The organism is Sulfurihydrogenibium sp. YO3AOP1, from assembly GCF_000020325.1.
GTDB lineage: Bacteria > Aquificota > Aquificia > Aquificales > Hydrogenothermaceae > Sulfurihydrogenibium.
On record NC_010730.1, the window covers coordinates 699,452 to 721,482 of the forward strand.

Annotated in this window: 24 protein-coding genes, 3 tRNA genes and 1 pseudogene; 16 read left to right on the forward strand and 12 right to left on the reverse strand. The window is 32.6% G+C overall.

Annotation, left to right across the window (positions count from 1 at the left end; translation table 11 throughout):
- The 5 genes from infC (at window position 1) to SYO3AOP1_RS09555 (ending at window position 1,481) form a co-directional block, all read left to right on the forward strand.
- Window positions 1-507, forward strand: coding sequence for a translation initiation factor IF-3 (gene infC / locus SYO3AOP1_RS03500; RefSeq protein WP_012459392.1), 507 nt, complete (start codon window positions 1-3; stop codon window positions 505-507).
- Window positions 508-581: 74 nt separating this feature from the next.
- Window positions 582-665 (forward strand) — tRNA-Leu (locus SYO3AOP1_RS03505).
- A gap of 359 nt (window positions 666-1,024) precedes the next feature.
- A tRNA-Lys gene (locus tag SYO3AOP1_RS03510) sits at window positions 1,025-1,097 on the forward strand.
- A gap of 12 nt (window positions 1,098-1,109) precedes the next feature.
- A tRNA-Glu gene (locus SYO3AOP1_RS03515) sits at window positions 1,110-1,184 on the forward strand.
- 129 nt (window positions 1,185-1,313) lie between these two features.
- Complete coding sequence (locus tag SYO3AOP1_RS09555) at window positions 1,314-1,481, forward strand: hypothetical protein (protein ID WP_281340790.1); 168 nt, start codon at window positions 1,314-1,316, stop codon at window positions 1,479-1,481.
- Between the two features lie 101 nt (window positions 1,482-1,582).
- On the opposite strand, the pseudogene SYO3AOP1_RS09560 reads toward SYO3AOP1_RS09555, so the two are convergent.
- From SYO3AOP1_RS09560 to SYO3AOP1_RS03545, 6 genes and pseudogenes are all read right to left on the reverse strand, one after another.
- Window positions 1,583-2,050 (reverse strand): annotated as a pseudogene (locus SYO3AOP1_RS09560) (ATP-binding cassette domain-containing protein); the annotation flags it as partial.
- A 140-nt stretch (window positions 2,051-2,190) separates the two neighbouring features.
- Complete coding sequence (locus tag SYO3AOP1_RS03525) at window positions 2,191-2,955, reverse strand: glycosyltransferase family 2 protein (RefSeq protein ID WP_012459394.1); 765 nt, start codon at window positions 2,953-2,955, stop codon at window positions 2,191-2,193.
- On the reverse strand, window positions 2,955-3,575 hold the full coding sequence (rdgB, locus tag SYO3AOP1_RS03530; RefSeq protein ID WP_012459395.1) for an RdgB/HAM1 family non-canonical purine NTP pyrophosphatase: 621 nt from the start codon (window positions 3,573-3,575) through the stop codon (window positions 2,955-2,957). Before rdgB ends, SYO3AOP1_RS03525 begins: the two co-directional genes overlap by 1 nt.
- Window positions 3,547-3,876 (reverse strand): hypothetical protein, encoded by a 330-nt coding sequence (locus tag SYO3AOP1_RS03535; RefSeq protein ID WP_012459396.1) that lies wholly within the window; start codon window positions 3,874-3,876, stop codon window positions 3,547-3,549. The genes rdgB and SYO3AOP1_RS03535 overlap by 29 nt, the downstream gene beginning before the upstream one ends.
- A 2-nt stretch (window positions 3,877-3,878) precedes the next feature.
- On the reverse strand, window positions 3,879-4,343 hold the full coding sequence (locus SYO3AOP1_RS03540; RefSeq protein WP_012459397.1) for a crossover junction endodeoxyribonuclease RuvC: 465 nt from the start codon (window positions 4,341-4,343) through the stop codon (window positions 3,879-3,881).
- Complete coding sequence (locus SYO3AOP1_RS03545; protein WP_012459398.1) at window positions 4,343-5,098, reverse strand: YebC/PmpR family DNA-binding transcriptional regulator; 756 nt, start codon at window positions 5,096-5,098, stop codon at window positions 4,343-4,345. The genes SYO3AOP1_RS03540 and SYO3AOP1_RS03545 overlap by 1 nt, the downstream gene beginning before the upstream one ends.
- Before the next feature lie 304 nt (window positions 5,099-5,402).
- On the opposite strand from SYO3AOP1_RS03545, the gene SYO3AOP1_RS03550 reads away from it, so the two are divergent.
- The 9 genes from SYO3AOP1_RS03550 to SYO3AOP1_RS09330 all read left to right on the forward strand — a co-directional run bounded on the left by SYO3AOP1_RS03550 (window position 5,403) and on the right by SYO3AOP1_RS09330 (window position 12,819).
- Entirely contained in the window at window positions 5,403-6,023 is a 621-nt protein-coding gene (locus SYO3AOP1_RS03550; RefSeq protein WP_012459399.1) for an endonuclease III domain-containing protein, read from the forward strand.
- A gap of 192 nt (window positions 6,024-6,215) precedes the next feature.
- Window positions 6,216-7,229, forward strand: coding sequence for an aspartate-semialdehyde dehydrogenase (locus SYO3AOP1_RS03555; protein ID WP_012459400.1), 1,014 nt, complete (start codon window positions 6,216-6,218; stop codon window positions 7,227-7,229).
- Complete coding sequence (locus SYO3AOP1_RS03560) at window positions 7,216-8,256, forward strand: deoxyguanosinetriphosphate triphosphohydrolase (protein WP_012459401.1); 1,041 nt, start codon at window positions 7,216-7,218, stop codon at window positions 8,254-8,256. The genes SYO3AOP1_RS03555 and SYO3AOP1_RS03560 overlap by 14 nt, the downstream gene beginning before the upstream one ends.
- On the forward strand, window positions 8,249-9,712 hold the full coding sequence (locus SYO3AOP1_RS03565) for a glycosyltransferase family 39 protein (protein ID WP_012459402.1): 1,464 nt from the start codon (window positions 8,249-8,251) through the stop codon (window positions 9,710-9,712). Before SYO3AOP1_RS03560 ends, SYO3AOP1_RS03565 begins: the two co-directional genes overlap by 8 nt.
- A gap of 13 nt (window positions 9,713-9,725) precedes the next feature.
- A complete protein-coding gene (gene hemC / locus SYO3AOP1_RS03570; protein WP_012459403.1) occupies window positions 9,726-10,658 on the forward strand; it encodes a hydroxymethylbilane synthase in 933 nt (310 codons plus the stop codon).
- Between the two features lie 40 nt (window positions 10,659-10,698).
- Window positions 10,699-11,397, forward strand: coding sequence for a helix-turn-helix domain-containing protein (locus SYO3AOP1_RS03575; protein WP_012459404.1), 699 nt, complete (start codon window positions 10,699-10,701; stop codon window positions 11,395-11,397).
- A complete protein-coding gene (locus SYO3AOP1_RS03580) occupies window positions 11,394-12,062 on the forward strand; it encodes an N-glycosylase/DNA lyase (protein ID WP_012459405.1) in 669 nt (222 codons plus the stop codon). Before SYO3AOP1_RS03575 ends, SYO3AOP1_RS03580 begins: the two co-directional genes overlap by 4 nt.
- Window positions 12,062-12,664: a 16S rRNA (guanine(527)-N(7))-methyltransferase RsmG gene (gene rsmG / locus SYO3AOP1_RS03585; RefSeq protein ID WP_281340791.1), complete on the forward strand. Its 603-nt coding sequence runs from the start codon at window positions 12,062-12,064 to the stop codon at window positions 12,662-12,664. The genes SYO3AOP1_RS03580 and rsmG overlap by 1 nt, the downstream gene beginning before the upstream one ends.
- Window positions 12,665-12,666: 2 nt before the next feature.
- Window positions 12,667-12,819, forward strand: coding sequence for a hypothetical protein (locus tag SYO3AOP1_RS09330; protein WP_156769243.1), 153 nt, complete (start codon window positions 12,667-12,669; stop codon window positions 12,817-12,819).
- Between the two features lie 234 nt (window positions 12,820-13,053).
- Here the strand turns inward: SYO3AOP1_RS09330 and SYO3AOP1_RS03590 are convergent, their stop codons facing one another.
- Window positions 13,054-15,294: an NADP-dependent isocitrate dehydrogenase gene (locus tag SYO3AOP1_RS03590; protein WP_012459407.1), complete on the reverse strand. Its 2,241-nt coding sequence runs from the start codon at window positions 15,292-15,294 to the stop codon at window positions 13,054-13,056.
- 187 nt (window positions 15,295-15,481) lie between these two features.
- On the opposite strand from SYO3AOP1_RS03590, the gene SYO3AOP1_RS03595 reads away from it, so the two are divergent.
- Together SYO3AOP1_RS03595 and SYO3AOP1_RS03600 are read left to right on the forward strand one after the other, a co-directional pair.
- Window positions 15,482-15,904, forward strand: coding sequence for a CBS domain-containing protein (locus tag SYO3AOP1_RS03595; protein WP_012459408.1), 423 nt, complete (start codon window positions 15,482-15,484; stop codon window positions 15,902-15,904).
- A 65-nt stretch (window positions 15,905-15,969) separates the two neighbouring features.
- Window positions 15,970-16,422 (forward strand): YbhB/YbcL family Raf kinase inhibitor-like protein, encoded by a 453-nt coding sequence (locus SYO3AOP1_RS03600; RefSeq protein WP_049751921.1) that lies wholly within the window; start codon window positions 15,970-15,972, stop codon window positions 16,420-16,422.
- 20 nt (window positions 16,423-16,442) lie between these two features.
- On the opposite strand, the gene SYO3AOP1_RS03605 is transcribed toward SYO3AOP1_RS03600, so the two are convergent.
- From SYO3AOP1_RS03605 to SYO3AOP1_RS03625, 5 genes are all read right to left on the reverse strand, one after another.
- On the reverse strand, window positions 16,443-17,582 hold the full coding sequence (locus SYO3AOP1_RS03605; RefSeq protein ID WP_012459410.1) for an MFS transporter: 1,140 nt from the start codon (window positions 17,580-17,582) through the stop codon (window positions 16,443-16,445).
- 239 nt (window positions 17,583-17,821) lie between these two features.
- The gene (gene nuoB / locus SYO3AOP1_RS03610; protein ID WP_012459411.1) at window positions 17,822-18,343 is read right to left on the reverse strand and encodes an NADH-quinone oxidoreductase subunit NuoB; all 522 of its coding nucleotides are present in this window, start codon (window positions 18,341-18,343) and stop codon (window positions 17,822-17,824) included.
- 9 nt (window positions 18,344-18,352) lie between these two features.
- The gene (locus tag SYO3AOP1_RS03615; protein WP_012459412.1) at window positions 18,353-19,927 is read right to left on the reverse strand and encodes an NADH-quinone oxidoreductase subunit C; all 1,575 of its coding nucleotides are present in this window, start codon (window positions 19,925-19,927) and stop codon (window positions 18,353-18,355) included.
- A complete protein-coding gene (locus tag SYO3AOP1_RS03620; RefSeq protein WP_012459413.1) occupies window positions 19,920-21,374 on the reverse strand; it encodes a hydrogenase 4 subunit F in 1,455 nt (484 codons plus the stop codon). Before SYO3AOP1_RS03620 ends, SYO3AOP1_RS03615 begins: the two co-directional genes overlap by 8 nt.
- Window positions 21,375-21,376: 2 nt before the next feature.
- A complete protein-coding gene (locus tag SYO3AOP1_RS03625; RefSeq protein WP_012459414.1) occupies window positions 21,377-22,024 on the reverse strand; it encodes a hydrogenase in 648 nt (215 codons plus the stop codon).
- Window positions 22,025-22,031: the final 7 nt, after the last annotated feature.

Below are 22,031 nucleotides of genomic sequence, written 5' to 3' on the forward strand. Positions count from 1 at the left end.
ATTCAAGAGTTAAGAATTAACAATCAAATCAGAGTTAAAGAAGTAAGGCTAATTGACGACGAAGGTAAAAACTTGGGAGTAGTTCCAATTGAAGAGGCATTAAGATTAGCAAGAGAAAAAAATCTGGATTTAGTGGAAGTATCTCCAAACGCAAATCCGCCGGTATGTAAAATCATGGATTATGGCAAGTATAAATTTGAACAGAAGAAAAAAGAAAAAGAAGCAAAGAAAAAGCAACACGTCCAGGATGTTAAAGAAATGAAATTTAAGTTAAACATAGAAAAGCACGACTATGAAACAAAGATAAAACATATTAGAGATTTTATACAAGATGGAGATAAAGTAAGAGTTTGGATATGGTTTAGAGGCAGAGAAAACGTTCATCCAGAGCTTGGAGATAAACTTGCCCAAAGAATCATAGAAGATGTTTCTGATATAGCAGTTGTAGAAAAGCCACCGGTCAAGGAAGGTAAAAATATGATGTTTACTCTTATCCCTAAAAAGTAGTATAATATAAAGCAACGTTTTGACCGGTAGCGTAAGACTAATTTTATTGAATCATAACCACTTTCTTCATATTTGCCGAAGTGGCGGAATTGGCAGACGCAGGGGACTCAAAATCCCCCGCCCGCAAGGGCGTGCGGGTTCGACTCCCGCCTTCGGCATACTATTCTGATGTTTTGAATTAACATATTGTAAATTCTTGCTTCTTTATGCAAACACAAAAAACTGAGAGTGTTCTAAAATTTTTGCAACTTTACCTTTTCTTGCCATCCTGAAGCCGAAGGCTGAAGGATCTCCTCTTTTAAAGAGGGTGAGAAAGTGAGAAGCGAGAGTTAAAAGCACAGAGATTCTTCACTTCGTTCAGAATGACACTGCTAAGGAGCTTTTTCAGCAAGCAACAAAATGGTATCATAGTTTTCATTTTTTATTTTAAATTTTCCCACACCGGTATGACTTATACAAAAACTTGCAACAATTTTAATTTTATGCTATAATATTAATCTGATTTTTGAATACGGATGAGTCGCTAGCTCAGTCGGCAGAGCACCGGTCTTTTAAACCGGTGGTCCTGGGTTCGATTCCCAGGCGACTCACTAAAAAATGATGGCCCCGTCGTCTAGCCTGGCCTAGGACACCGGCCTTTCACGCCGGCGACACGGGTTCGAATCCCGTCGGGGTCATTTTTTATTTTTTTAACAATCGGACTAAAAGCTTTAGCTGATATTAAAACTTCATCTCCGATAGAGATATCTTCTTTATTCGTATATACAACTTCAACCAAATTTCCGTTAATATCAACTGTCAATATTTTGGCTAAATCGCTAGATTTTATATCTATCACAATTCCAAAAAAAGAAAATTTTCCGGATATCTCTTTTTCTATAAAAACATCTCTTGGTGTTCCTTGTTTTATAACTTTTCCATTTTCTAATAAAATTACTCTATCTGCTAATTTAAATACTTCTGGTTTATCATGAGAGATAAGTATTGTTGAAAGCTTATAATCTCTATGGATTTTTTTGATTTCATCTTGAAGTTTTAATCTGATTTCATAGTCTAATGCCGAAAGTGGCTCATCTAACAACAATATTTCTGGATCTCTGATTAATGCTCTTGCTAAGGCTACTCTCTGCTGTTGTCCGCCGGATAGTGTAGATGGATATCTGTCTTTGAGTTCTAATAATTCAATCTTTTCAAGCATTTTTAATATTTTTTGTTTATCTTCCTTTTCCATTGCAAAGGCAAGATTTTCATAAACTGTCATGTTTGGAAAAAGTGCGTAATTTTGAAATACAACTCCAACCTTTCTTTTTTGTGGAGGTAGATTTATTTTTTTCTTACTATCAAAATAGATAGTATCATCTACTTTGATTAAGCCTTTGTCTGGTTTTTCTAAACCTGCTATCATTCTTAAAAGTGTAGTTTTTCCTGACCCTGACTTTCCAAATATTGATAAAAATTCATACTTTTTCATTGTAAAATTTACTTTTAATAAAAACCTTCCTTGCGAGCCAATCAAGGTTTTTTCTATGTTTACTTCAATCATGGAGTTTTTCCTTGTCTAATTAATCTATCTTAATAATTTGCAACTGGCTTTAAGGTTAACCCTATATTCTTAATAACTTCCAATACTTAAAATTCTTCACATAACTTAGAACAGCAATACTATTATTTTTCACTTCTCACTTACAACCAAAGCTTATCTTTGTATTTTTCCTTTAATTGAAGCTCATATAAAAATGCATATTTTAAAAATACATACATTAAAGCTGAAAAAGATATAATTAATCCTCTTTTGCCTTCCAAGAATCCACGTTTTAAGAAATAAAATTTTATAAAAATTATGATTGGATTTAACATTAGATTATAAAACTTAAATCTTTTTCCTTCTTGATATAAAATTTCAGCCATCTTTTGGGCGTAGTCTATGGTTTTTTTAAACTGATGGTACAGACTTTTATAAGAGTAATGATACAAATCTCCTTTAAGCCTTCCTACTTTTCCTTCGCATACGACCTTTTCATGCAGCTTTCCTTCATACTTAAAATATTCTTTCTTAAACAGCCTTATAACATACTCAGGATACCAAACATAGTCTAAATATTTTCCTAAGTAGTAAGTTCTTCTTGGAACTTCAAAGCATGTATAACTTTCCTCTTTTATAGCATTTAATATGCTCTTTCTAAGCTCTAAGGAGACTTCTTCATCTGCATCTAAAACGAAAATCCAATCATTACTACATAAGCTTACTCCATAATTTCTTTGAGATGGAAAATCATCAAACTCTCTAAAAAAAACTTTAGCACCAAGAGTTTTTGCAATTTCTACCGTGTTATCCGTTGAACCACTGTCTAATACGATTATCTCGTCTGCGATAGGTTTTACGCTTTCAATGGCTCTTTCTATGTTTTTTTCTTCATTTTTTGTAAGGATTAGTACAGAAAGCCCCATTATAAAACCTTTTTCAAAATTTCTACAAGCTTACTTACTGCTTTTCCTCTATGACTTATTTTGTTTTTTTCTTCCGGTGTAAGCTGTGCCATTGTTTTGTTATAACCTTCCGGTATAAAGATAGGGTCGTATCCAAATCCTTGATTTCCTTCAGGCTTATAGGCAATTTGTCCTTCGCAAACTCCCTCTGTCCAAATACCATAATCAAAATTATAAAAGACAAGGGCTGTTTTATATCTTGCTTTTCTGTTTGTTTGATTTTCAAGAAGTCTTAAAAGTTTTAAGTTATTCTTCTCATCTTTTGATAGATTTTCTGGAATTTCTTTTAAAACCTCTTTCCCAAATTCAATATCAAAAAATCTTGCTGAATATATACCGGGCAGTCCGTTTAAAGCATCCACTTCAAGTCCTGAATCTTCTGCAATAACCGGTAATTTATAAAATTTTGCGTAAGATGTTGCTTTTTTGATTGCATTTTCAAGAAATGTTTCTTTGTCTTCTTCTACTTCAAGTTTTTTATCCATATCTTTTAAAGATAAAATTTCTATATCTAAATCTTTTAAAAGTTGTCTTAACTCTCTGACTTTGCCTTCATTTGTTGTTGCCAGTAGGATTTTCAATTTTCTTAACCTCTTTGGAAATAGTTTTCGTACAAAACGTTTCAGAAAATTCATCTTTATTTAATTTTCTTACATTTGCTTTTTTATTTAAGCATGCAGATTTGCAGATGCTCGCAAGTTTTTCTGCCACCGGTTTAGATAATCCTGTAGATAAAGCCAAGCTTAAGGTTGAATTGTAGCCATCATCACAGTTGTTGATATCAAAACAGCTGTCATAGACGTTAAACATTCCTTCGCAGGTTTGACTATAAGATACAGAAAAGCCAAGAAAAATTAAAAATAAGCCAAATAAAAATTTCATCTTTAAACTCCAACTTTATTCAACATATAGCAATGTAAAATGGCAAATGCATCTGCAATGTCGTAATCTTTTATATTTAGATTAAAAATTTTATTGACCATTTCTAAAACCTCTTCTTTGCCAGACCTTCCGTATCCTGTTATACTGATTTTAACTTCAGCCGGGCTAAACTCTTCTACTTTTATATTATAATTTTGTGCCAGTAACAGTATTACGCCCCTAACCTCTCCAAGCTTTATAAGTGTTTGGGCGTTTATGCTGTAAAAAGGTGTTTCAAGAATTATTTTTTCAATAGTATACTTTAAAATTTTTTCTTCAAGAGCTTGGTATAATTTTTTTAAAGGCTGTTTTTCTTTTTTTAATTCGATCAATCCATAATCAAGGGACAAGGCTTCGTCTTTTTCAAGCTTTGCAATAACATATCCAGTCTTACTGCTAGAAGGGTCTATTGATAATATTCTTTCCATTAGCCTTCTAATTTTTCAAGTATAGATTCTGGAATATCAAAGTTTGCATAAACTTTTTGAACATCATCATTATCTTCAAGAGCATCTAAAAGCTTCATAAGTTTTGTTGCCGTCTCTTCGTCAGTTATTTGGACAGTGGTAGTTGGTATTTTTGTAAGCTCTGCTTTTGCTATCTCTACACCCATTTTTTCTAAGTTTTCTCTGACTTTATACAATTCTGATGGAGCTGTTCTTATCTCGTAGTATTCTGGGTCATCCATGATTACATCTTCCGCACCTGCTTCAATAGCTTTTTCGAATATTTCATCCTCTGAGTATTTATCTTTTGGAACGTTTATTATGCCTTTATCTTCAAATGAGAAAGATACACAACCGGAGGAGCCAAGATTACCGCCGTATTTAGAAAAAATATGTCTTATTTCTGCTGTTGTTCTGTTTCTGTTGTCAGTTGTTGCCTCTACAACAATAGCAACACCACCGGGTCCATAGCCTTCATACTGAACCTCTTCGTAATTAACACCTTCAAGCTCACCTGTTCCTCTTTTTATTGCCCTTTCAACATTTTCCATAGGCATGTTTACTTCTTTAGCTTTTTCTATAGCGATTCTTAATCTTGGATTGGCTTCTGGGTCTCCACCACCAAGTCTTGCTGCAATGGTAATCTCTTTAATAACTTTTGTGAACATTCTTCCTTTTATAGCATCAGCTTTAGCTTTCTTGTTTTTAATGTTATGCCATCTGCTATGTCCAGCCATTTAAAAAGCCTCCTTTCTAATAAGATTTAAAACTATTATATTATAATACCTTGAATGATAAATCGGCAGACTTTATTAATTTTAAGCAGGAGATTTTCAGGATTAAAATCATCAGGGTATGTAATAGGCGACGTGTGATGTGTACTGGCAATTCATGAATTGCCTCAACATTCATCAACCCTCACTTTCTCACTTTTTGCAGCCAAGCAGAGGATCTCATAATCTCTTAAATTTCTAACCCGATGTATAGTATAGTATATTAAAAAGATCTGATTTTTTACACAAAGAATACTTGAGTTTTTACATGACTTTAAAAGATGTGTATAATAAGCTTTTTGAGAAGTACGGATATCAAAATTGGTGGCCTGTTCATGAAGGACAAAATAGCATTGTAGAAATAACCTTTGGAGCTGTTTTGACGCAAAACACTTCTTGGAAAAATGTTGAAAAGGCTATAGAAAATCTAATAAAACATAACATGCTGAATTTTGAAAAAGTCTACTGCTCAGATATAGAATTTTTAAAAGAACTAATAAGACCGGCCGGATTCTATAATCAAAAAGCAAAAACATTAAAATCTGTATCAAAACTATTTTTAGAAAAACCTCACAAAGACATTACTAGAGAAGATTTATTAAGCATTAAAGGAGTAGGAAAAGAAACGGCTGATTCAATACTACTTTATGCACTCAACAAACCATACTTTGTGATAGATGCTTACACAAAAAGATTTTTAAAAAGACTTAGCTTAGTGAGTGATAAAATAGATTATGATAGTTTGCAAAGTTTTATAACACAAAATATAGAAATGGACTTAGAGATTTACAAAGAATTTCATGCTCTAATAGTAAAACATTGCAAAGAATTATGCACTAAAAAGCCGAAATGTGAAGTTTGTTTTTTCAAATGCGAAAGGTTATCTTAAAAATTTTCCGATAATATATTATCATGTAATGCTATTAAAAATATCTATCATCTCTTATTTACTCGTTTTTCTAAAGGTCAACCCTATACCAAACTCTTTGGATATTTCCGCTAAATGAATCCTGATTTTCCCGCTCAATTTTTATTAAAAAAGTTATAATATTTAATTAATTTTAATATTTTGGAGGATTAGATGAAATCGTATAACGTTGCTATACTTGGAGCCACAGGAGCTGTTGGTCAAACAATGATAAAGGTTTTGGAAGAAAGAAATTTTCCGGTAAATGAAATAAAATTCCTTGCATCTGAAAGGTCTGCCGGTAAAGAAGTTGAATATTATGGAATGAAGTATAAAGTTGAGGCTGTTTGTGAAGAGGCTTTTGAGAATGTAGACATCGCATTATTTTCTGCCGGTGGTGAAAGAAGTAAAAAATGGGTACCCATCGCAGCAAGTAAAGGAGCTGTTGTTATAGATAATAGCTCTGCTTTTAGAATGGACCCGGAGGTTCCATTGGTTGTTCCGGAAGTTAATCCGGAGGATGTAAAATGGCATAAAGGAATTATTGCAAATCCTAACTGTTCTACAATACAAATGGTTGTTGCGCTATATCCAATTCATAAAGTAAAGAAAATAAAAAGAATCATTGTAGCAACATACCAGGCAGTTTCTGGAGCAGGAGCAACTGCAATAGAGGATTTAGAGCTTGAAACAAAAGCAGTTATGGAAGGAAAATACTTTTATCCAAGGGCATTACCACATCACATAGCATTTAACGTTATACCGAGAATTGATAACTTTGAACCAAACGGCTACACAAAAGAAGAGTTAAAAATGATCAATGAAACAAGAAAGATTATGCATGAACCGGATATTAAAGTATCTCCAACTTGCGTTAGAGTGCCTGTATACGTAGGACATAGTGAAGCTGTAACAATCGAGACTCAAGAGCCTATCACTGCTGAAGAGGCAAGAGAGATATTAAAAAATGCACCGGGAGTTGTTGTAGAAGATGACCCATTTAACAATGTTTATCCAACTCCGATAGAGGTAGCAGGTAAAGATGATGTATTTGTAGGAAGAATAAGAAAAGACCTTGGATTTGAAAATGGTTTATCTATGTGGATAGTTGGAGATAACTTAAGAAAAGGTGCAGCAACTAACGCAGTTCAAATAGCAGAATTATTGGTAAAATATGAACTACTCTAATATAAGACAACATCTTGAAGATTTAGAAATAAAAACACTTCATCCAAAGGCTGCAAAAAGTCTTTATGCAAAAAGAGATGTACAAGAAGAAGAATGTCCGGTAAGGACTAAATTTCAAAGAGACAGGGACAGGATTCTTCACAGTAAAGCTTTTCGGAGATTAAAGCATAAAACACAAGTATTTTTATCTCCGGAGGGAGACCATTACAGAACAAGACTAACCCATACACTTGAAATTGCACAGATATCAAGAACAATAGCAAGAGCTTTAAGACTAAACGAAGACCTTACAGAAGCAATAGTTTATGGTCACGATTTAGGGCATACTCCTTTTGGTCATGCAGGGGAGTTTATTTTAAAAGAAAATGGTAGCTACCATCATGCAAAACACAGTTTAAGAGTGGTTGAAAAGCTTGAAAACGAAGGAAAAGGATTAAACCTTACAGAAGAAGTGAGGGATGGTATTTTAAAGCATAGTAAAGGAAAGTCTCCACTGATTACAGAAGGAAACATGCCAAAAACTTTAGAAGGTGAAATTGTTAGAATAGCTGATAAAATCGCATACATAAACCATGACTTAGAAGATGCAATAAGGGCAGGCATCGTATCAGAATCACAAATTCCGGAAGATATAGTTAAAGTTCTTGGAAAAAACAAATCCGAAAGGATTTCGACCATTGTTATCAGCGTTATAAATACAACCATTGAAAATGAGTATAAACATATAGTAATGGATGAAAAAGTTTATAACGCCATGTACAGCCTAAGAGATTTTCTTTATGAAAATGTATATTTTGCTGAGCCTGTTATAAAAGAGCTTGACAAGGCAAAAGGCATAGTCAAAGCTTTGTATGAGTATTATGTTGAAAACTATCATCTAATTCCAAACTATGAAAAGTATTTAAAACTTTGGGGAGAATATTCACCAAACCAAGCAGCTGTTGACTACGTAGCCGGAATGACAGACAGATACGCACTAAAAAAATACTCAGAAATCTTTATCCCAAAGGTTTGGGCTGTTGTTTAGATATGTACTGATAACACATCTTTTCTTTGCAATCATAAGAATTTTATACGTACTATATAGAGATATAGACCTATCGACAGAAGAAGCACAGTATTGGCTATGGTCTAAGCATTTAGATTTATCCTACTACTCAAAACCACCTTTGATAGCCTACTTTAATTTTATATCCACGTCCATCCTTGGAGATACAGAAATCGGCGTAAGAATAAACAGCATCATCTTTGGATTTTTAATAACCATAATCATATACCTTTTTTCAAAAGAAATCTTTAAAGATGAAAAATTAGCATTCTTTATTTCAGTGTTCATCTATCTAATACCGGCTTACGACATAGCATCTATAATTTTTCTAACAGATACACCCCTTGCTTTTTTCTACTTGCTTTTAAGCTATCTATTTTACAAATCAGTTTATGAAAAAAAGCCAAGTTTATGGATTTTAACAGGCATATCAGCAGGCTTGGCTTTTTTGTCAAAGTACTCAGCTGTTTTTTTCTTTCCAGTGGCAATGATCTTTGTTTTATTTTTTAAAAGAGATATTCTCAAAGAAAAATGGTTTTATATCTCAATATTGATAGCAGGTTTATTTACCTTACCCGTCATATATTGGAACATAGTAAATGATTTTGTAAGTTTTAAACATGTTGGCAAATTGGCAGGAGCAGATGAAAAGACGCTGAGTATAAACTTAAAGCATTTTGGAGATTATATACTTGGACAAATAGGTATAAACTCTGTCTTTTTATTTGCGTTTATGGTTTATGGAGTGTTTAGAGCTTTTAAAGAAAAAGATGAAAAACTTATATACTTATCCTTATCTCCTACTATAGTTTTTGTATTTTTTGGCGGGATTGCCCTGTTTAAAAACGTTGAAGTAAATTGGCCAGCCTTTGGATATGCTACGTTATACATACTTGGTGGTTATGTAGTTTATAAAAGATTTTTAAAAATCTCTATCATTTTAATGTTTTTATCAGGACTATCTATCATCATTCTTTTTTATACGCCGATACTTGATAAAGTAGGATTAACAAACCTTCTTCCACCGGAAAAAGACCCGATCAAAAGGCTTGTAGGTTGGCAAGAGCTTGGTAGTTATGTTAAATCTTTAACAGAAAAATATCAAAAAAACTTTATCTTTTCAGACTCTTATCATATCTCTTCTGAGCTTGCTTTTTATGTAAAACCATTTAGACAAACTTACTGTATCAGAATAGATAGAAGAATGAACCAGTTTGATTTATGGGAAGGTATAGAAAAGTATGAAAATAAAGGATATTACGGCATTTACGTTACAGACCATCTAATTACTGAAAAAGTAAAGTCAGGTTTTGAAAGCTTAGAGTTTGAATCACAGTATAAGGTAAAATATAGAGGAAAAGAGGTAAAGACTTATTACATTTACGTACTGAAAAACTACAAACACATTGAAGAAGACCCAATACTTAGCTACTAAAGGAGCAAGATGGATGAAAATAAGAATTGGAACAAGAAAAAGTCAATTAGCTTTATGGCAAGCAAATTACATTGCAGATAGATTGAGAGAAATTCACGGGATAGAAGTTGAGCTTGTTAAAATCACTACCCAAGGAGATAAAATCTTAGATGTTCCACTTGCAAAGATAGGCGGAAAAGGATTATTTGTAAAAGAAATAGAAGATGCACTTCTTAGAAATGAAATAGATATTGCCGTCCACTCATTAAAAGATGTGCCAACAGTACTACCAGAAGGATTAGAGCTTATAGCAATTACAGAAAGAGAAGACCCAAGGGATGCCTTTTTATCTATAAGGTATGAAAACATCTACCAGCTTCCGGAAAACACAGTTATTGGCACAAGTAGCTTAAGAAGAAAATCACAAATAATGAAAATCAGAAAAGATTTACAGATAAAAGATTTAAGAGGAAATGTTGACACAAGAATAAGAAAGCTTGAAGAAGGGCAGTATGACGCAATCATCCTTGCCTATGCAGGGCTAAAAAGACTTGGTCTTGATAGTAAAGTCAAATACATATTTTCTCCGGATGAAATGATACCGGCGGTCTGTCAAGGCTTTCTTGCCATAGAAGGAAGGTCTGATGATGAGAGAATAAAAAATCTAATAAAACCACTGAACCATTATGAAAGCTATTTGAGAGCAACCGCAGAAAGAAGCTTTCTGAAAACGTTGGAAGGTGGATGTCAAGTTCCACTTGGCGCATACTGTGAGATTAAAGAAAACAGCTTTATAATCACAGGCTTCATTGCAGACTTGGAAGGAAAAGAATATTATCAGGAAAAAATGATAGAACAAATAAAAGAAAATCCACAAGAGCAGGCTATCATTCTTGGAAAAACCTTAGCAGAAAAACTTTTAAACGATGGTGGTAAACAAATTCTAACCAAAATTTATGGAAAATGATATAATAAAGATTAAACAAAATAAAAACAGCAGGTAAAAAATGAAAATATCCGATAATATTAAATCGGCAAGAATTGGGAGAGGATTAACTATAGAAGAATTATCTTCTTTAGCAGGAGTTAGTATAGATATAATAGAAAAAATAGAAAACGATGAAAACTTTGTTTTAAAAGACCCATACGGAAGATTGTATGCAAAAAAGCTTTGCCAGTTTTTACAGCTTGACTGCAATCTCCCATCCGAAACAGTAGAAATAAATTTAATAAAAGAAAAGAATCACAACTTTTCTCAAAAATTATCAAAATTTTTGCCACATCTATTTGCGGGTTTTATATTGATAGCATTTATTTATGCAAACGCAAATCTTAATAAAAATACCACATTTCAAGTAAATCCAGTCCAGCATAAAGAAGAAACAAAACAAGTTACAATTACATCAGAAAATCAAGACAATAAAATAACTTATATAGTTTTAAAAGCAGACGATGAAGTATGGATTACAGCCACAATAGACGGAGAAAAGACTATCTTTAACATCAAAAAAGGTGAAGAAAAGACTCTTTATTTTGAAAATAAGATAGTATTAGACACTGTAGGAAATGCTGATAAATTAAAAATTATCTACGGCGACCAAGAAGTTAAGATTTCTGATAGAGAAATTATCCATAACGTATTTGTTGATTCAGAAGGTATATTTTACAATGGATACAATGTGTTAAGAGGTGCTCCAAAGATTTGATTCCACCAAAAGAGGCTATTTTAAAAGCTATATCTGAAGTTAAGCCATACGTAGACCAAAGGATAAGTCAGTTTAAATCTCTGAAAGAAAAAGGCTTAACTACTTTCGACTTTAAACCTTTTGTTGATATTAAAGCCTACGAAGCAGATATTTTTTCTGAAGCTTGTTTTTGTATCCTAACAGCTAATTTTAAAGCAGAAGTAGGAATAAAGATTCAGGCAGAAGTTGGCATTGAAGGATTTAGAAATCATTCTTTAGAAGAGCTTTACAACATCTTTAAAAAGCATGGGCATAGGTTTGCAATGCAAAGAGCAGAAAGAATAGTAAATCTAAGACCACTTGAAAGCTTTTTGCAGGAAATTAGATATTATGACAATGGTAAAAAAGCAAGAGAAGAGCTTGTTAAAAAAGTTAAAGGTTATGGATACAAAGAAGCATCACATTTTTTAAGAAACATAGGATTTGAGGATGTAGCAATCATAGACAGACATATATCAAGATTTTTATTTGAAAACAATCTTGTAAAGCCAAGAAAAACATTAACAAAAAATGTATACTTAGAATCAGAATCAGCTTTAGAAAACCTATGCCAAGAGCTAAATCTAACCCAGGGAGAGCTTGATTTATATATTTTTTATATCAAAACGAATAAAGTTTTAAAATGATGAAGCTACTTAAAGATTTAGCAGAAAAAAACGGCATAATCCTTACCGACAATCAAATTGAACTTTTTGACAAATATATTTCAATGCTCTTAAAATGGAATAAAGTTTATAATCTAACATCTGTAAGAAAAAAAGATGAAATAGTTATTAAACATTTTCTAGACAGTTTAACCCTTGTAAAACTTTTTGAAGCCAAGGCAATAAATGTAGAAGACAAAGAAATAGCAGACTTTGGAACAGGTGCCGGTTTTCCGGGAGTACCGCTAAAAATTTACTATCAAGATAAAATCAAGCTTTATTTAATTGAATCTATCAATAAAAAATGTATCTTCTTAGAGATGCTGAAAAAAGAGTTAAAGATAGATTATACAGTTTTGTGCGATAGAGCTGAAAATATAGATAAAAAGTTTGACATAGTAGTAAGCAGGGCAACGGGAGAGACGTTTGAAGTGTTAAAAATAGGCAAAAATCTTTTAAAAGAAAATGGGATTATTGTGATAATGAAGGGTAAGGATATTGAAGAAGAGTTAAAGCCATACACAACAAAAATGAGCTTTAAAGGTCTTCCGGAAAGAAGTTTTATTGTTATGACAAAATACTGAGAATGCTTGCAAAAACCAATATCGTCATTCTGCAGCCGGCAAAGAATCCTGACCTCAAAGATGTCATTATGAGCGTCAGCGAAGAATCTCCGTTTTTCTTTTCATCAAAAAATCAAAAGAGAAAATCCTTCGGACTAAAGCCCTCAGGAGGATGACACGGAAAAGTAAGCTTGCAGGAATTTTAGAACTCTCTTTTTTTATCGATATCTTGTATGAGAAATTTAACAAAAGCAATAGATTCTTGTCAGTTGACAAGTAAGATTATCCTTTCCTGATACCTATTAATCAATCTGTGACTATTATCCTGAGACTGTAAATTGAAGAATCTTCTCTTACTTAAAATTAGATAATTAAAGTCCCCTCCCCTAAGGGAGGGAGTGTTGAATGTTTTATATAGAATCTATTATTCTATTGAATGTTTCGCTTGGTCTCATTGCTTTTTCAGCTTTTGCATCGTCTGGATGGTAGTATCCGCCTATGTCTTGTGGTTTACCTTCAGAATCTGCTATTTCTTGAAGGATTTTTTGCTCATTTTCTTTTAAGTCGGCAAATACTTTTTCAAATTTCTTAGCCAATTCTGGGTCTTTATCCTGAGTAGCTAAAGCCTCTGCCCAATACATAGCAAGGTAGAAGTGAGAACCTCTATTATCAAGCTGACCAACTTTTCTTCCCGGTGTTTTGTTATTTTCAAGATATTTTTGTACTGCTTTATCTAAGGTTTCTGCAAGAACCAATATTCTTGGATTATCCTTTCCATGCAATGTTTTTAATTGTTTGTAAGCTAATTTTAATGATTCAACGAATGCGAGGAACTCTCCAAGACTATCCCATCTTAAGTGTCCTTCTTTTAAGAATTGTTCTACGTGCTTAGGAGCAGAGCCACCAGCACCTGTTTCAAATACACCACCGCCAGCAATCAATGGAACGATTGATAAAGACCTTGCTGATGTACCTACCTCAATGATTGGGAATAGGTCTGTCAAGTAGTCTCTTAAAACGTTACCGGTTACAGAAATAGTATTTAAACCAGCTCTAAATCTTTTTAATGTAAATTTCATAGCATCTTCTGGAGATTTGATGTACCACTCAACATCGGATAAATCGTATTTTGGAAGCTCCTCTCTTACTTTTTCTATAAGTTCTCTGTCGTGAGCTCTGTATTTATCAAGCCAAAATACTATTGGCTCACCGCTTTCTTTTGCCCTGTTAACAGCTAATTTTATCCAGTCTCTGATTGCTATATCTCTTGTGATACAGCTTCTATAAATATCTCCTGCTTCAAGTTCATGTTCGATTAATACATTGCCTTCTTCGTCAACGATTCTGATTTTTCCATCTTCTGGTGGGAAGAATGTTTTGTCGTGAGAACCATACTCTTCAGCTCCCATTGCCATTAAACCTACGTTTGCAACGCTTCCAATGGTTGCAGGGTCAAACTGCCCGTTAGTTTTAATATCTTCAACTATTTCTTTATACATTCTTGCATAGCTTCTATCTGGGATTGTGATTACGCAGTCATCTTCTTCACCTTTTGGACCCCAGCCTTGTAAACCATTTTTAATAACAGCTGGAACGGATGCGTCAACGATTACGTCGTTTGGTCTGTGTAAGTTTGTAATTCCTTTGTCTGAATCTACCATATACATTCTTGGTCTTTTTTGGTAGATTTCTTCAATTGTTTTCTTGATTGCAGCTTGTTTATCTTCTGGCAACTTAGATAATTTAGCTTCTAAATCTGCAAGACCGTTATTTGGATTAAACCCTATTTCTTCAAGCTCTTTTCCAAATTTTTCAAATAATTCTTTAAAATAAACTCTTATAGCATCCCCAAACATTACAGGGTCAGAAACTTTCATCATTGTTGCTTTTAAGTGTAAAGAGAAAAGAATATCATCTTCTTTAGTTCTTTCAATTACTTTTTCATAAAAGTCTCTTAACTTTCTTCTGCTTAAGAATGTTCCATCTACAACATCGCCAACAGATACCTTAACACCATCTTTTAATACTTTAACTTCTCCATTTTTGTTAACAAATTCATATCTTATTGTTGTATCTTTTTTGATAGTAACTGATTTTTCGTTTTCATAAAAATCTCCACCTAACATATGAGCTACATGAGCCTTGGAGTTAGGGCTAACAGCTTTCATTTTATGTGGGAATTTTTTAGCATATTCTTTAACAGATTTAGAAAGTCTTCTGTCTGAATTTCCTTGTCTTAAAACAGGGTTTACTACAGAGCCAACAGCTTTCATATATCTTTCTCTAATTGCCTTCTCTTCTTCTGTCTTTGGGTCTTCTGGAAAATCTGGAAGGTTGTATCCTTGAGATTGTAATTCTTTTATTGTTGCTATAAGCTGAGGAACAGATGCAGAGATGTTTGGAAGCTTCATAATGTTAGCTTCTGGTTTCCAAACGAGCTCTCCTAAATAAGAAAGCTCATCTGGAATTCTTTGGTCTTCTTTTAAATACTCTGGGAATAACGCTATAACTCTTCCTGATAAAGAAATATCTCTTAACTCAATTTCAACGTCTGCACCTTTTGTAAAAGCTCTCATGATTGGTAGTAAAGAATAAGTTGCAAGAGCCGGTGCTTCGTCAATCTTTGTCCAAACAATAGTTGCCTTTGACATTTTTAACCTCCCTAAAAATTTTTTGCATAAAAAATATAACATTGTTTGATTTTTAAGTCAAGAAAAATATAACGCTGTTTGATTTATCAAGGCTAAATTGGATTTTTATAAAAATTTTTTAATATGTTGAAAATTGAATTTTTTGATATAAACTTTCTTTTAGAGAGTAAAATTTGGAGGGTCTGAAATGTCAATTAAAAGTATTTCCAGAAAAGAGTTTATATCAATTTCTCAAGATGCATCCATTAAAGAGGTAGCTGGTATTATGGCTTCAAGAAATGTAGGAAGTGTAGTTGTAGTTGAGGATGGAAAGCCCGTAGGAATATTAACAGACAGAGATATTGTGGTTAGATTAGTTAACAAAGGAATCAATCCTTCAGAAGTAAAAGTTTCTGAATTGATGACAAAAGACCCAATATGTTTACAGGAAGATTTAGGTATTTTTGAAGCTCTTGAAATAGTTAAACAGGAAGGAGTTAGAAGATATCCTGTGGTAGATAAAGATGGAAAAATGACAGGAATTGTTAGTCTTGATGATATTGTTTATCTAATAGGTAAAGAGATGTGTGATATCTCAAATATTATTGTAAAAGCAAGTCCAAATTTATGAAAAAGTTTATATTGGTAATTTTTTTAAGCTTATTTGTTTTGGGTTTATCTAAAGGAGTAGAAAAGATGAAAGTTTATTCATATTCTTTTAAAGAAGGAGATTTTATACCTACCCAATACACGTGCGATGGGCTTGATATCTCTCCGCACATATCTTGGAGTAAGGTTGAAAATGCAAAAAGTTATGCAATCATAATGGATGACCCGGATGCTCCAATAGGAACTTTTACCCATTGGATAGTTTATGACATTCCATCAAATGTATTGGAACTTAAAGAAAATTTTCCTAAAAAATCGGTTGTTGGAAATATTAAGCAGGGACAAAATGATTTTGGAAAAATTGGATATGGTGGTCCTTGCCCACCAAGAGGAAAGCCTCATAGATACTTTTTCAAAGTATTTGCTTTAGATGTTGAAAGTTTAGGATTGCCGGCAGAATTATCAAGAGAAGAAGTTGAAAGATATATTAATAAGCATACAATTTCTTATGGTTTCACTTATGGTCTTTATAAGAGATGATTTTTAATTAGCAATTAGCTTTAATATTTATGGTTCAGCTTTATTAAAAAATACATCGAAAGAATCTGGCTCAATAAAGCAAAAATCATTATATAAAAATAGCCAAAATTGTATAGGTAGCCTATAAAGATACCACCTAAAAGATAGCCAACTCCAAAAATTAGATTAAATAAACCATAAACAGTTCCTCTTTTAGAAATAGAAGTTAAATCAGCTATCGCTGCCCTCATAACACTTTGATGAAAAGCCATAATAAAACCATATAAAACAATTCCTAAAACTGCTAAAAATTTTGAATCTTGGAATGTAAAAATTGGTAGTACAAACGTTGCAATAGGTACTAAAAATAAAACTTTAAATTTCCGTTTGTCATAAAACCTTCCTACCAATAATGAGAAAATTAAATCAAAGACCATAGCAATAGTGTAAAGTAAAACTATTATTTGTTCGTTAAAAATATTGTGCATTTTTAAATGATAAGAAATTACCGGATATTGCGGAAATGAGATGATAGCAAAAAAGCTAAAAAGCATGTACATGTAAAGGATTTTTGAGTCATATGGTTTATCTTGTGGCTTTTCCATAACAGAAGGATTGGGTAATATTTTATATGCTAAAATCAAACACATCATTAGCATTATAAAAGGAATAAGCATGACAAGAAAACCTGTTTTATAACTCCCGGTTAATCCAAAGGAAGCTAAGAATATAAGCGGTCCTATAATAGAACCTAATCTATCAAAAGCTTCATGAATTCCAAATCCTAACCCTCTTCCTATATTGCTTGTTGCAAAAGAGATTATCGCATCTCTTGCAGAACTTCTAATTCCTTTACCTATTCTTTCTAACAGAATAAATAAAACTGCTATATCCCATCTATCAACCAGTGCTAAAAGTGGAATAGATGCTATTAATCCATATCCAATGAATGTAAAAATCCAGTATGTTTTATATTTATCTGAAAAATAGCCAGATATAAATCTCAAAGTATAGCCTAAGAATTCTCCAAGTCCTGCTGTAAAACTTACTATAAATAACGATGCTCCAAGACTGTATAGATAAGGTCCAGCTATTCCTTTTGTTCCTTCATATACTGTATCTCCAAACAGACTAACAAAACCCATTAAAATTATGAATTTGTATATTTTCTTTGTTTCCATTAAATCCTCTAAATTTGTCTTTGTAAGTATTTTAAACCAGAATTTAGTTTATGAAATGCGTGACGTTATAGGGATTAAACTTAATTTGCCACTTTGACCAACCTTAGAATGATTTAAGAAAAATAGTCATTACACGTCGGGTGAGAAATTCAGTAAAAACATGAGATTCTTCGCCGGCTGCAGAATGACATCTAAGGTTATCCTTCTTCTGGTGCCTATCATTCAACCTTTCTCTAATATTAACGGTCTTCAAACTTTTTATTTAAAAGAATCAGCAAACCAGAAATTATATCTATTGGCTCTGGTGGACAGCCTTTTATCCAAATATCTATCGGAAGTTTATCTTTTATTCCATCCATCACTGCATAGCTACCTTTAAAGGTTCCACCATCCAATGCACAATCTCCTACAGCAATAATAAATTTAGGATTTGGAACATTTTCGTATGCTTTCATCACTGCTTCATACATATTTCTTGTAAGACAGCCGGTAATCATTATAGCGTCTGCATGTTTTGGTGATGCAACAAACTTTACTCCAAACCTTTCTATGTCATAATAAGGATTTGATAAAGCTGATATTTCATACTCACAGGCATTGCATGAGCCACTGTCAACCTCTCTGATGGCAAAACTTCCTTGAAAGTATTTATCTATTTTTTCTTTTAACTGTTTCCCAAGAATTTCAACATTTTCGTCTCTGATTTTAATCTCTTCTGCCTTTATTCCTTCTTTGAGCCTTTCTTTAAAGATTCTAAACATCTTTACACCTCACAGATCCGTTCCTGCGTAGCTTAAATTTAAACTTTTATTTACAAGTGGAAAATCTGCAACAATATCTCCTAAAACTGCCCACTGTATAGCCTGCCAGTTGTTGAAAGATGGGTCTCTGATTTTTAGTCTGTCTATTTTTCCTTCCTTATCTGTTTTAACAAAGTACATAATATTTCCTCTCTGTCCTTCGCTGTATCCAAGAGTCCATCTATTGGCTGGCAGTGGATTTGACTGTGTAAAAATCTCTCCATCTGGTAAATCTGATAAAACTTCTTTTATAATAGAAATACTGTCTTCTATGTCTGATAGCCTGCATTTTAATCTTGCAAAGCAGTCTCCTTCTTCAAAAGTTTGACTTGTAAATGTTAATTTATCGTATATAAGATATGGATGTTCTTTTCTTATGTCTGATTTTAAGTCAGAAGCTCGTGCAGTATAACCTATGCAGGAAAGCTCTTTGACCGTTTCGTAAAGTATTCTTCCTGTCGTTTCGAATCTATCAAGAATAGAAGCAGAATCAAAAATTATTTTTTTATAAAATTCAAACTTATCGGTAATGTAGCCAAGTTTATCTATGATAAGATTTATCTTTTCTTGGTTTAAATCTACAGATACACCGCCGATTTTAAGAACGTTTTTATTAAATCTATTTCCTGTAAGAGCTTTGTTTAATCTCATCACTTCTTCTTTTAAAATAAACATACCTTGTGCACCAAAGCTGTATGCTACATCTTGAAAAAGCCAAGCTACATCGTTTAGATTACACATTAACCTCTCAAGCTCAGCAAATAAAACTCTTATATATTTAGCCCTTTTTGGAATTTCTGTATTAGAAAGCTTTTCTATAGCTTGAACATAAGCCAATGTATGTGCGTAAGAATGGTCTCCTGATACTTTTGGAACAATCTCTAAAACTTCTTCTGCCGTTTTACCTTCAGCGAGTTTTTCTACTCCTCTATGCTTCCAAAAATGCCTTATTTCAAGCTGTAAAATATGTTCACCTGCAAGAGAAAATCTAAAATGTCCCGGCTCTATGATGCCTGCATGAATAGGTCCTACAAGTATATTAAATACTCCCTCTCCTTCAACTTCTTTGTATTCATACTTTCCATAGCTTTTAAACTCCGGTCTTGTTTTTATATCAAAATCCTTTCTTAAAGGATGTAAATCCGACGGAAAATTTTCCGGAAACAAAACCAAAGGTCTTGGGTCTGGATGGTTAAGTGGGACAAGCCCAAACATATCTCTAATTTCTCTTTCGTACCAGTTTAAAGCAGGTATTATGTTAGCAAGTGAATTAAACCTTTCTTTAACTTTATTTTCTACAATAAAAAATACATTCTTTTTATGATAAGAGTAGACATATCTTATAGTAAAACAGCGGTCATCAGAAAATCTATCATCATCATCTGTTGCTACTACTGTCGCAAGCTCACAATCCAAATCTCTAAATAAATACTGAGATACTTTAGCTAAGTTAAAATCTGATGTATGAATAACTATTTCGTTTTCAGTGTTAAAGCTATAATCTGTTATTAAATCTTTTATAGGCTTTAAAAGTTCCTCAACCATTTTTAACTCCTAAAATTTCAGGTATGTTGTTAATCAGCATCAAAACTTTTTCAGGAATATAAAAAGATAAAACAAGTGATAGAAAGAGTAAAACAAACGGCGGTAATAGTATCAATAGGTCTTCTTTGTATCTTTTATCAGTATCTCCCATAAGCATGTTTAAAAAGTGATAGATAAATCCACCAAAGATTAAAACTAACGCTAACATCAAGATGATGGAAGGAATTATAAAACCAGCTTTAAAAGAAGATATTAAAATAAAAAGCTTAGACATAAAGATGCTAAACGGCGGAGTTCCAGTGATAGCAAACATTGACAAAATCAAAGCTATAGAAGTGTAAGGCAACGCTTTAAAAAGCCCTCTTATGCTGAATATATCCCTTGTATGAAAAGAAGTTAAAATACTTCCAACTGTCATAAATATTGAAGTTTTTACAATAGCATGATTTATAAGATGATAAACTCCTGCAAAAATGCTTAACTTAGTATTTACAGAAAATGCAAAAGCAATTATAGCCATATGCTCCATAGATGAGTAAGCAAGCAGTCTTTTATAATCAACCTGACGAATGATAAACAACGCTGAAACTACAACAGTCAAAACACCAAAGAACATTAAATATTTTGAAGTATTATAACCATAGCCATTGTTGTTTATGATTGCCTGAACTCTAAGTATAGAATAAAAGGCACAGTTTAATAAAACACCAGACATTAAAGCACTTATAGGTGTTGGAGCTTGTGAGTGGGCGTCAGGAAGCCAAAAATGTAGTGGAGCAAATCCAACCTTTGTTCCAAATCCAACCAATACAAATATAAACGCGAGCATTAAAAGTTTTGGATTGAGCCTACTGCTTACATCGTAAATATTAGTCCAGTTTAAAGACTGTAATCCATGTCCCAGTACCGAGAAAGAACTGTAATAAAGAAGAATGATGCCAAACAATGCAAGACCTATTCCAATAGAGCAAAGCATTATATACTTCCAACCAGCTTCAACAGCCTCTTTATTTCTATAATAACTAATCAAAAATGCTGTCGCTAAGGTTGTACCTTCTATTGCAATCCATAAAATACCAAAGTTATTTGACAGTGTGACTACAAGCATAGCAAAGATAAATAAATTCATCCAAAAGTAATACTCATTTACCTTTTTTTCTGATATACCACCCTTTAACTCTCTTTTCATATATCCGACGCTGTATACAGAAACAAAAAACGAGATGGTTAAGATAACTAAAAGCAGTATTGAGTTTAAAGAATCAAGAAACAGCAAACTATTAAGCTCATAAATTCTATCTTGTGGATTGTTTATCTTAGAGATTAAGCTGTATCCAAGAATCAAATTTATAAAAGTAATTCCAATTTGAACAAAATACACAAATCTAAGATTTAGAAAGTAGCTAACAACAGCCCAGATAAGTTGCAAACCAATTATAAATTCCATCTTTACTCCTTAAGGTCTGATAGTCTTGATGTATCAATGTTTTCAATAGTAGTTTTAATTTGAAATACAAGCACACCAGCCATCAAAACACCAACAAAAACGTCAAAAAATACTCCAATTTCGACTATCATCGGCATACCTTTTGTTAGAGAAGTTCCGGCAAGAAGTATTCCATTTTCCATTGTCAAAAAACCAATAATCTGAGATAAGGCTTTTTTTCTTGAAATCATGATGAAAATTCCAATAAAGATAATTCCTAAGGATAACGGAAAAATCTGTTTTGCTATAACCTCGCCTGTTATATCAATCTTGTTGGAGATATAAAACGAGAATATAACTATTAAAATTGAAAAAAGTAAAGAGTTTGTAATGTTCAGATACATTGAAACTTCCCTATCAAGCTTAATCTTTTCAACTACTTTAAATAAAAAGAATGGTATAAGAATAACTTTAATTAGAAAGTTTAAAAAGCTTGAAATATATAATTCAAATTCAGAAGATACAATCCCAATAAACAAGATAGACATTGAAAGAAACACAGATTGAAGCTGATAAATCTTTATAGAAAGATTCAGTCTATTGCTTGATAACTGAGCTATTGCAAGGAAAAGAGACATAGCCCCGAAAAATTCAACTAAAAATTTAATCATCTGCCAA

Excerpts from the sequence above, each read along its gene's own strand:
- SYO3AOP1_RS03525 (WP_012459394.1), bottom strand. The coding sequence starts at position 2,955 with ATGGGGCTTTCTGTACTAATCCTTACAAAAAATGAAGAAAAAAACATA.
- SYO3AOP1_RS03535 (WP_012459396.1), bottom strand. The coding sequence starts at position 3,876 with ATGAAATTTTTATTTGGCTTATTTTTAATTTTTCTTGGCTTTTCTGTA.
- SYO3AOP1_RS03540 (WP_012459397.1), bottom strand. The coding sequence starts at position 4,343 with ATGGAAAGAATATTATCAATAGACCCTTCTAGCAGTAAGACTGGATAT.
- SYO3AOP1_RS03545 (WP_012459398.1), bottom strand. The coding sequence starts at position 5,098 with ATGGCTGGACATAGCAGATGGCATAACATTAAAAACAAGAAAGCTAAA.
- SYO3AOP1_RS03550 (WP_012459399.1), top strand. The coding sequence starts at position 5,403 with ATGACTTTAAAAGATGTGTATAATAAGCTTTTTGAGAAGTACGGATAT.
- SYO3AOP1_RS03555 (WP_012459400.1), top strand. The coding sequence starts at position 6,216 with ATGAAATCGTATAACGTTGCTATACTTGGAGCCACAGGAGCTGTTGGT.
- SYO3AOP1_RS03560 (WP_012459401.1), top strand. The coding sequence starts at position 7,216 with ATGAACTACTCTAATATAAGACAACATCTTGAAGATTTAGAAATAAAA.
- hemC (WP_012459403.1), top strand. The coding sequence starts at position 9,726 with ATGAAAATAAGAATTGGAACAAGAAAAAGTCAATTAGCTTTATGGCAA.
- SYO3AOP1_RS03575 (WP_012459404.1), top strand. The coding sequence starts at position 10,699 with ATGAAAATATCCGATAATATTAAATCGGCAAGAATTGGGAGAGGATTA.
- rsmG (WP_281340791.1), top strand. The coding sequence starts at position 12,062 with ATGAAGCTACTTAAAGATTTAGCAGAAAAAAACGGCATAATCCTTACC.
- SYO3AOP1_RS09330 (WP_156769243.1), top strand. The coding sequence starts at position 12,667 with ATGCTTGCAAAAACCAATATCGTCATTCTGCAGCCGGCAAAGAATCCT.
- SYO3AOP1_RS03590 (WP_012459407.1), bottom strand. The coding sequence starts at position 15,294 with ATGTCAAAGGCAACTATTGTTTGGACAAAGATTGACGAAGCACCGGCT.
- SYO3AOP1_RS03595 (WP_012459408.1), top strand. The coding sequence starts at position 15,482 with ATGTCAATTAAAAGTATTTCCAGAAAAGAGTTTATATCAATTTCTCAA.
- SYO3AOP1_RS03600 (WP_049751921.1), top strand. The coding sequence starts at position 15,970 with ATGAAAGTTTATTCATATTCTTTTAAAGAAGGAGATTTTATACCTACC.
- SYO3AOP1_RS03605 (WP_012459410.1), bottom strand. The coding sequence starts at position 17,582 with ATGGAAACAAAGAAAATATACAAATTCATAATTTTAATGGGTTTTGTT.
- nuoB (WP_012459411.1), bottom strand. The coding sequence starts at position 18,343 with ATGTTTAGAATCTTTAAAGAAAGGCTCAAAGAAGGAATAAAGGCAGAA.
- SYO3AOP1_RS03615 (WP_012459412.1), bottom strand. The coding sequence starts at position 19,927 with ATGGTTGAGGAACTTTTAAAGCCTATAAAAGATTTAATAACAGATTAT.
- SYO3AOP1_RS03620 (WP_012459413.1), bottom strand. The coding sequence starts at position 21,374 with ATGGAATTTATAATTGGTTTGCAACTTATCTGGGCTGTTGTTAGCTAC.
- SYO3AOP1_RS03625 (WP_012459414.1), bottom strand. The coding sequence starts at position 22,024 with ATGATTAAATTTTTAGTTGAATTTTTCGGGGCTATGTCTCTTTTCCTT.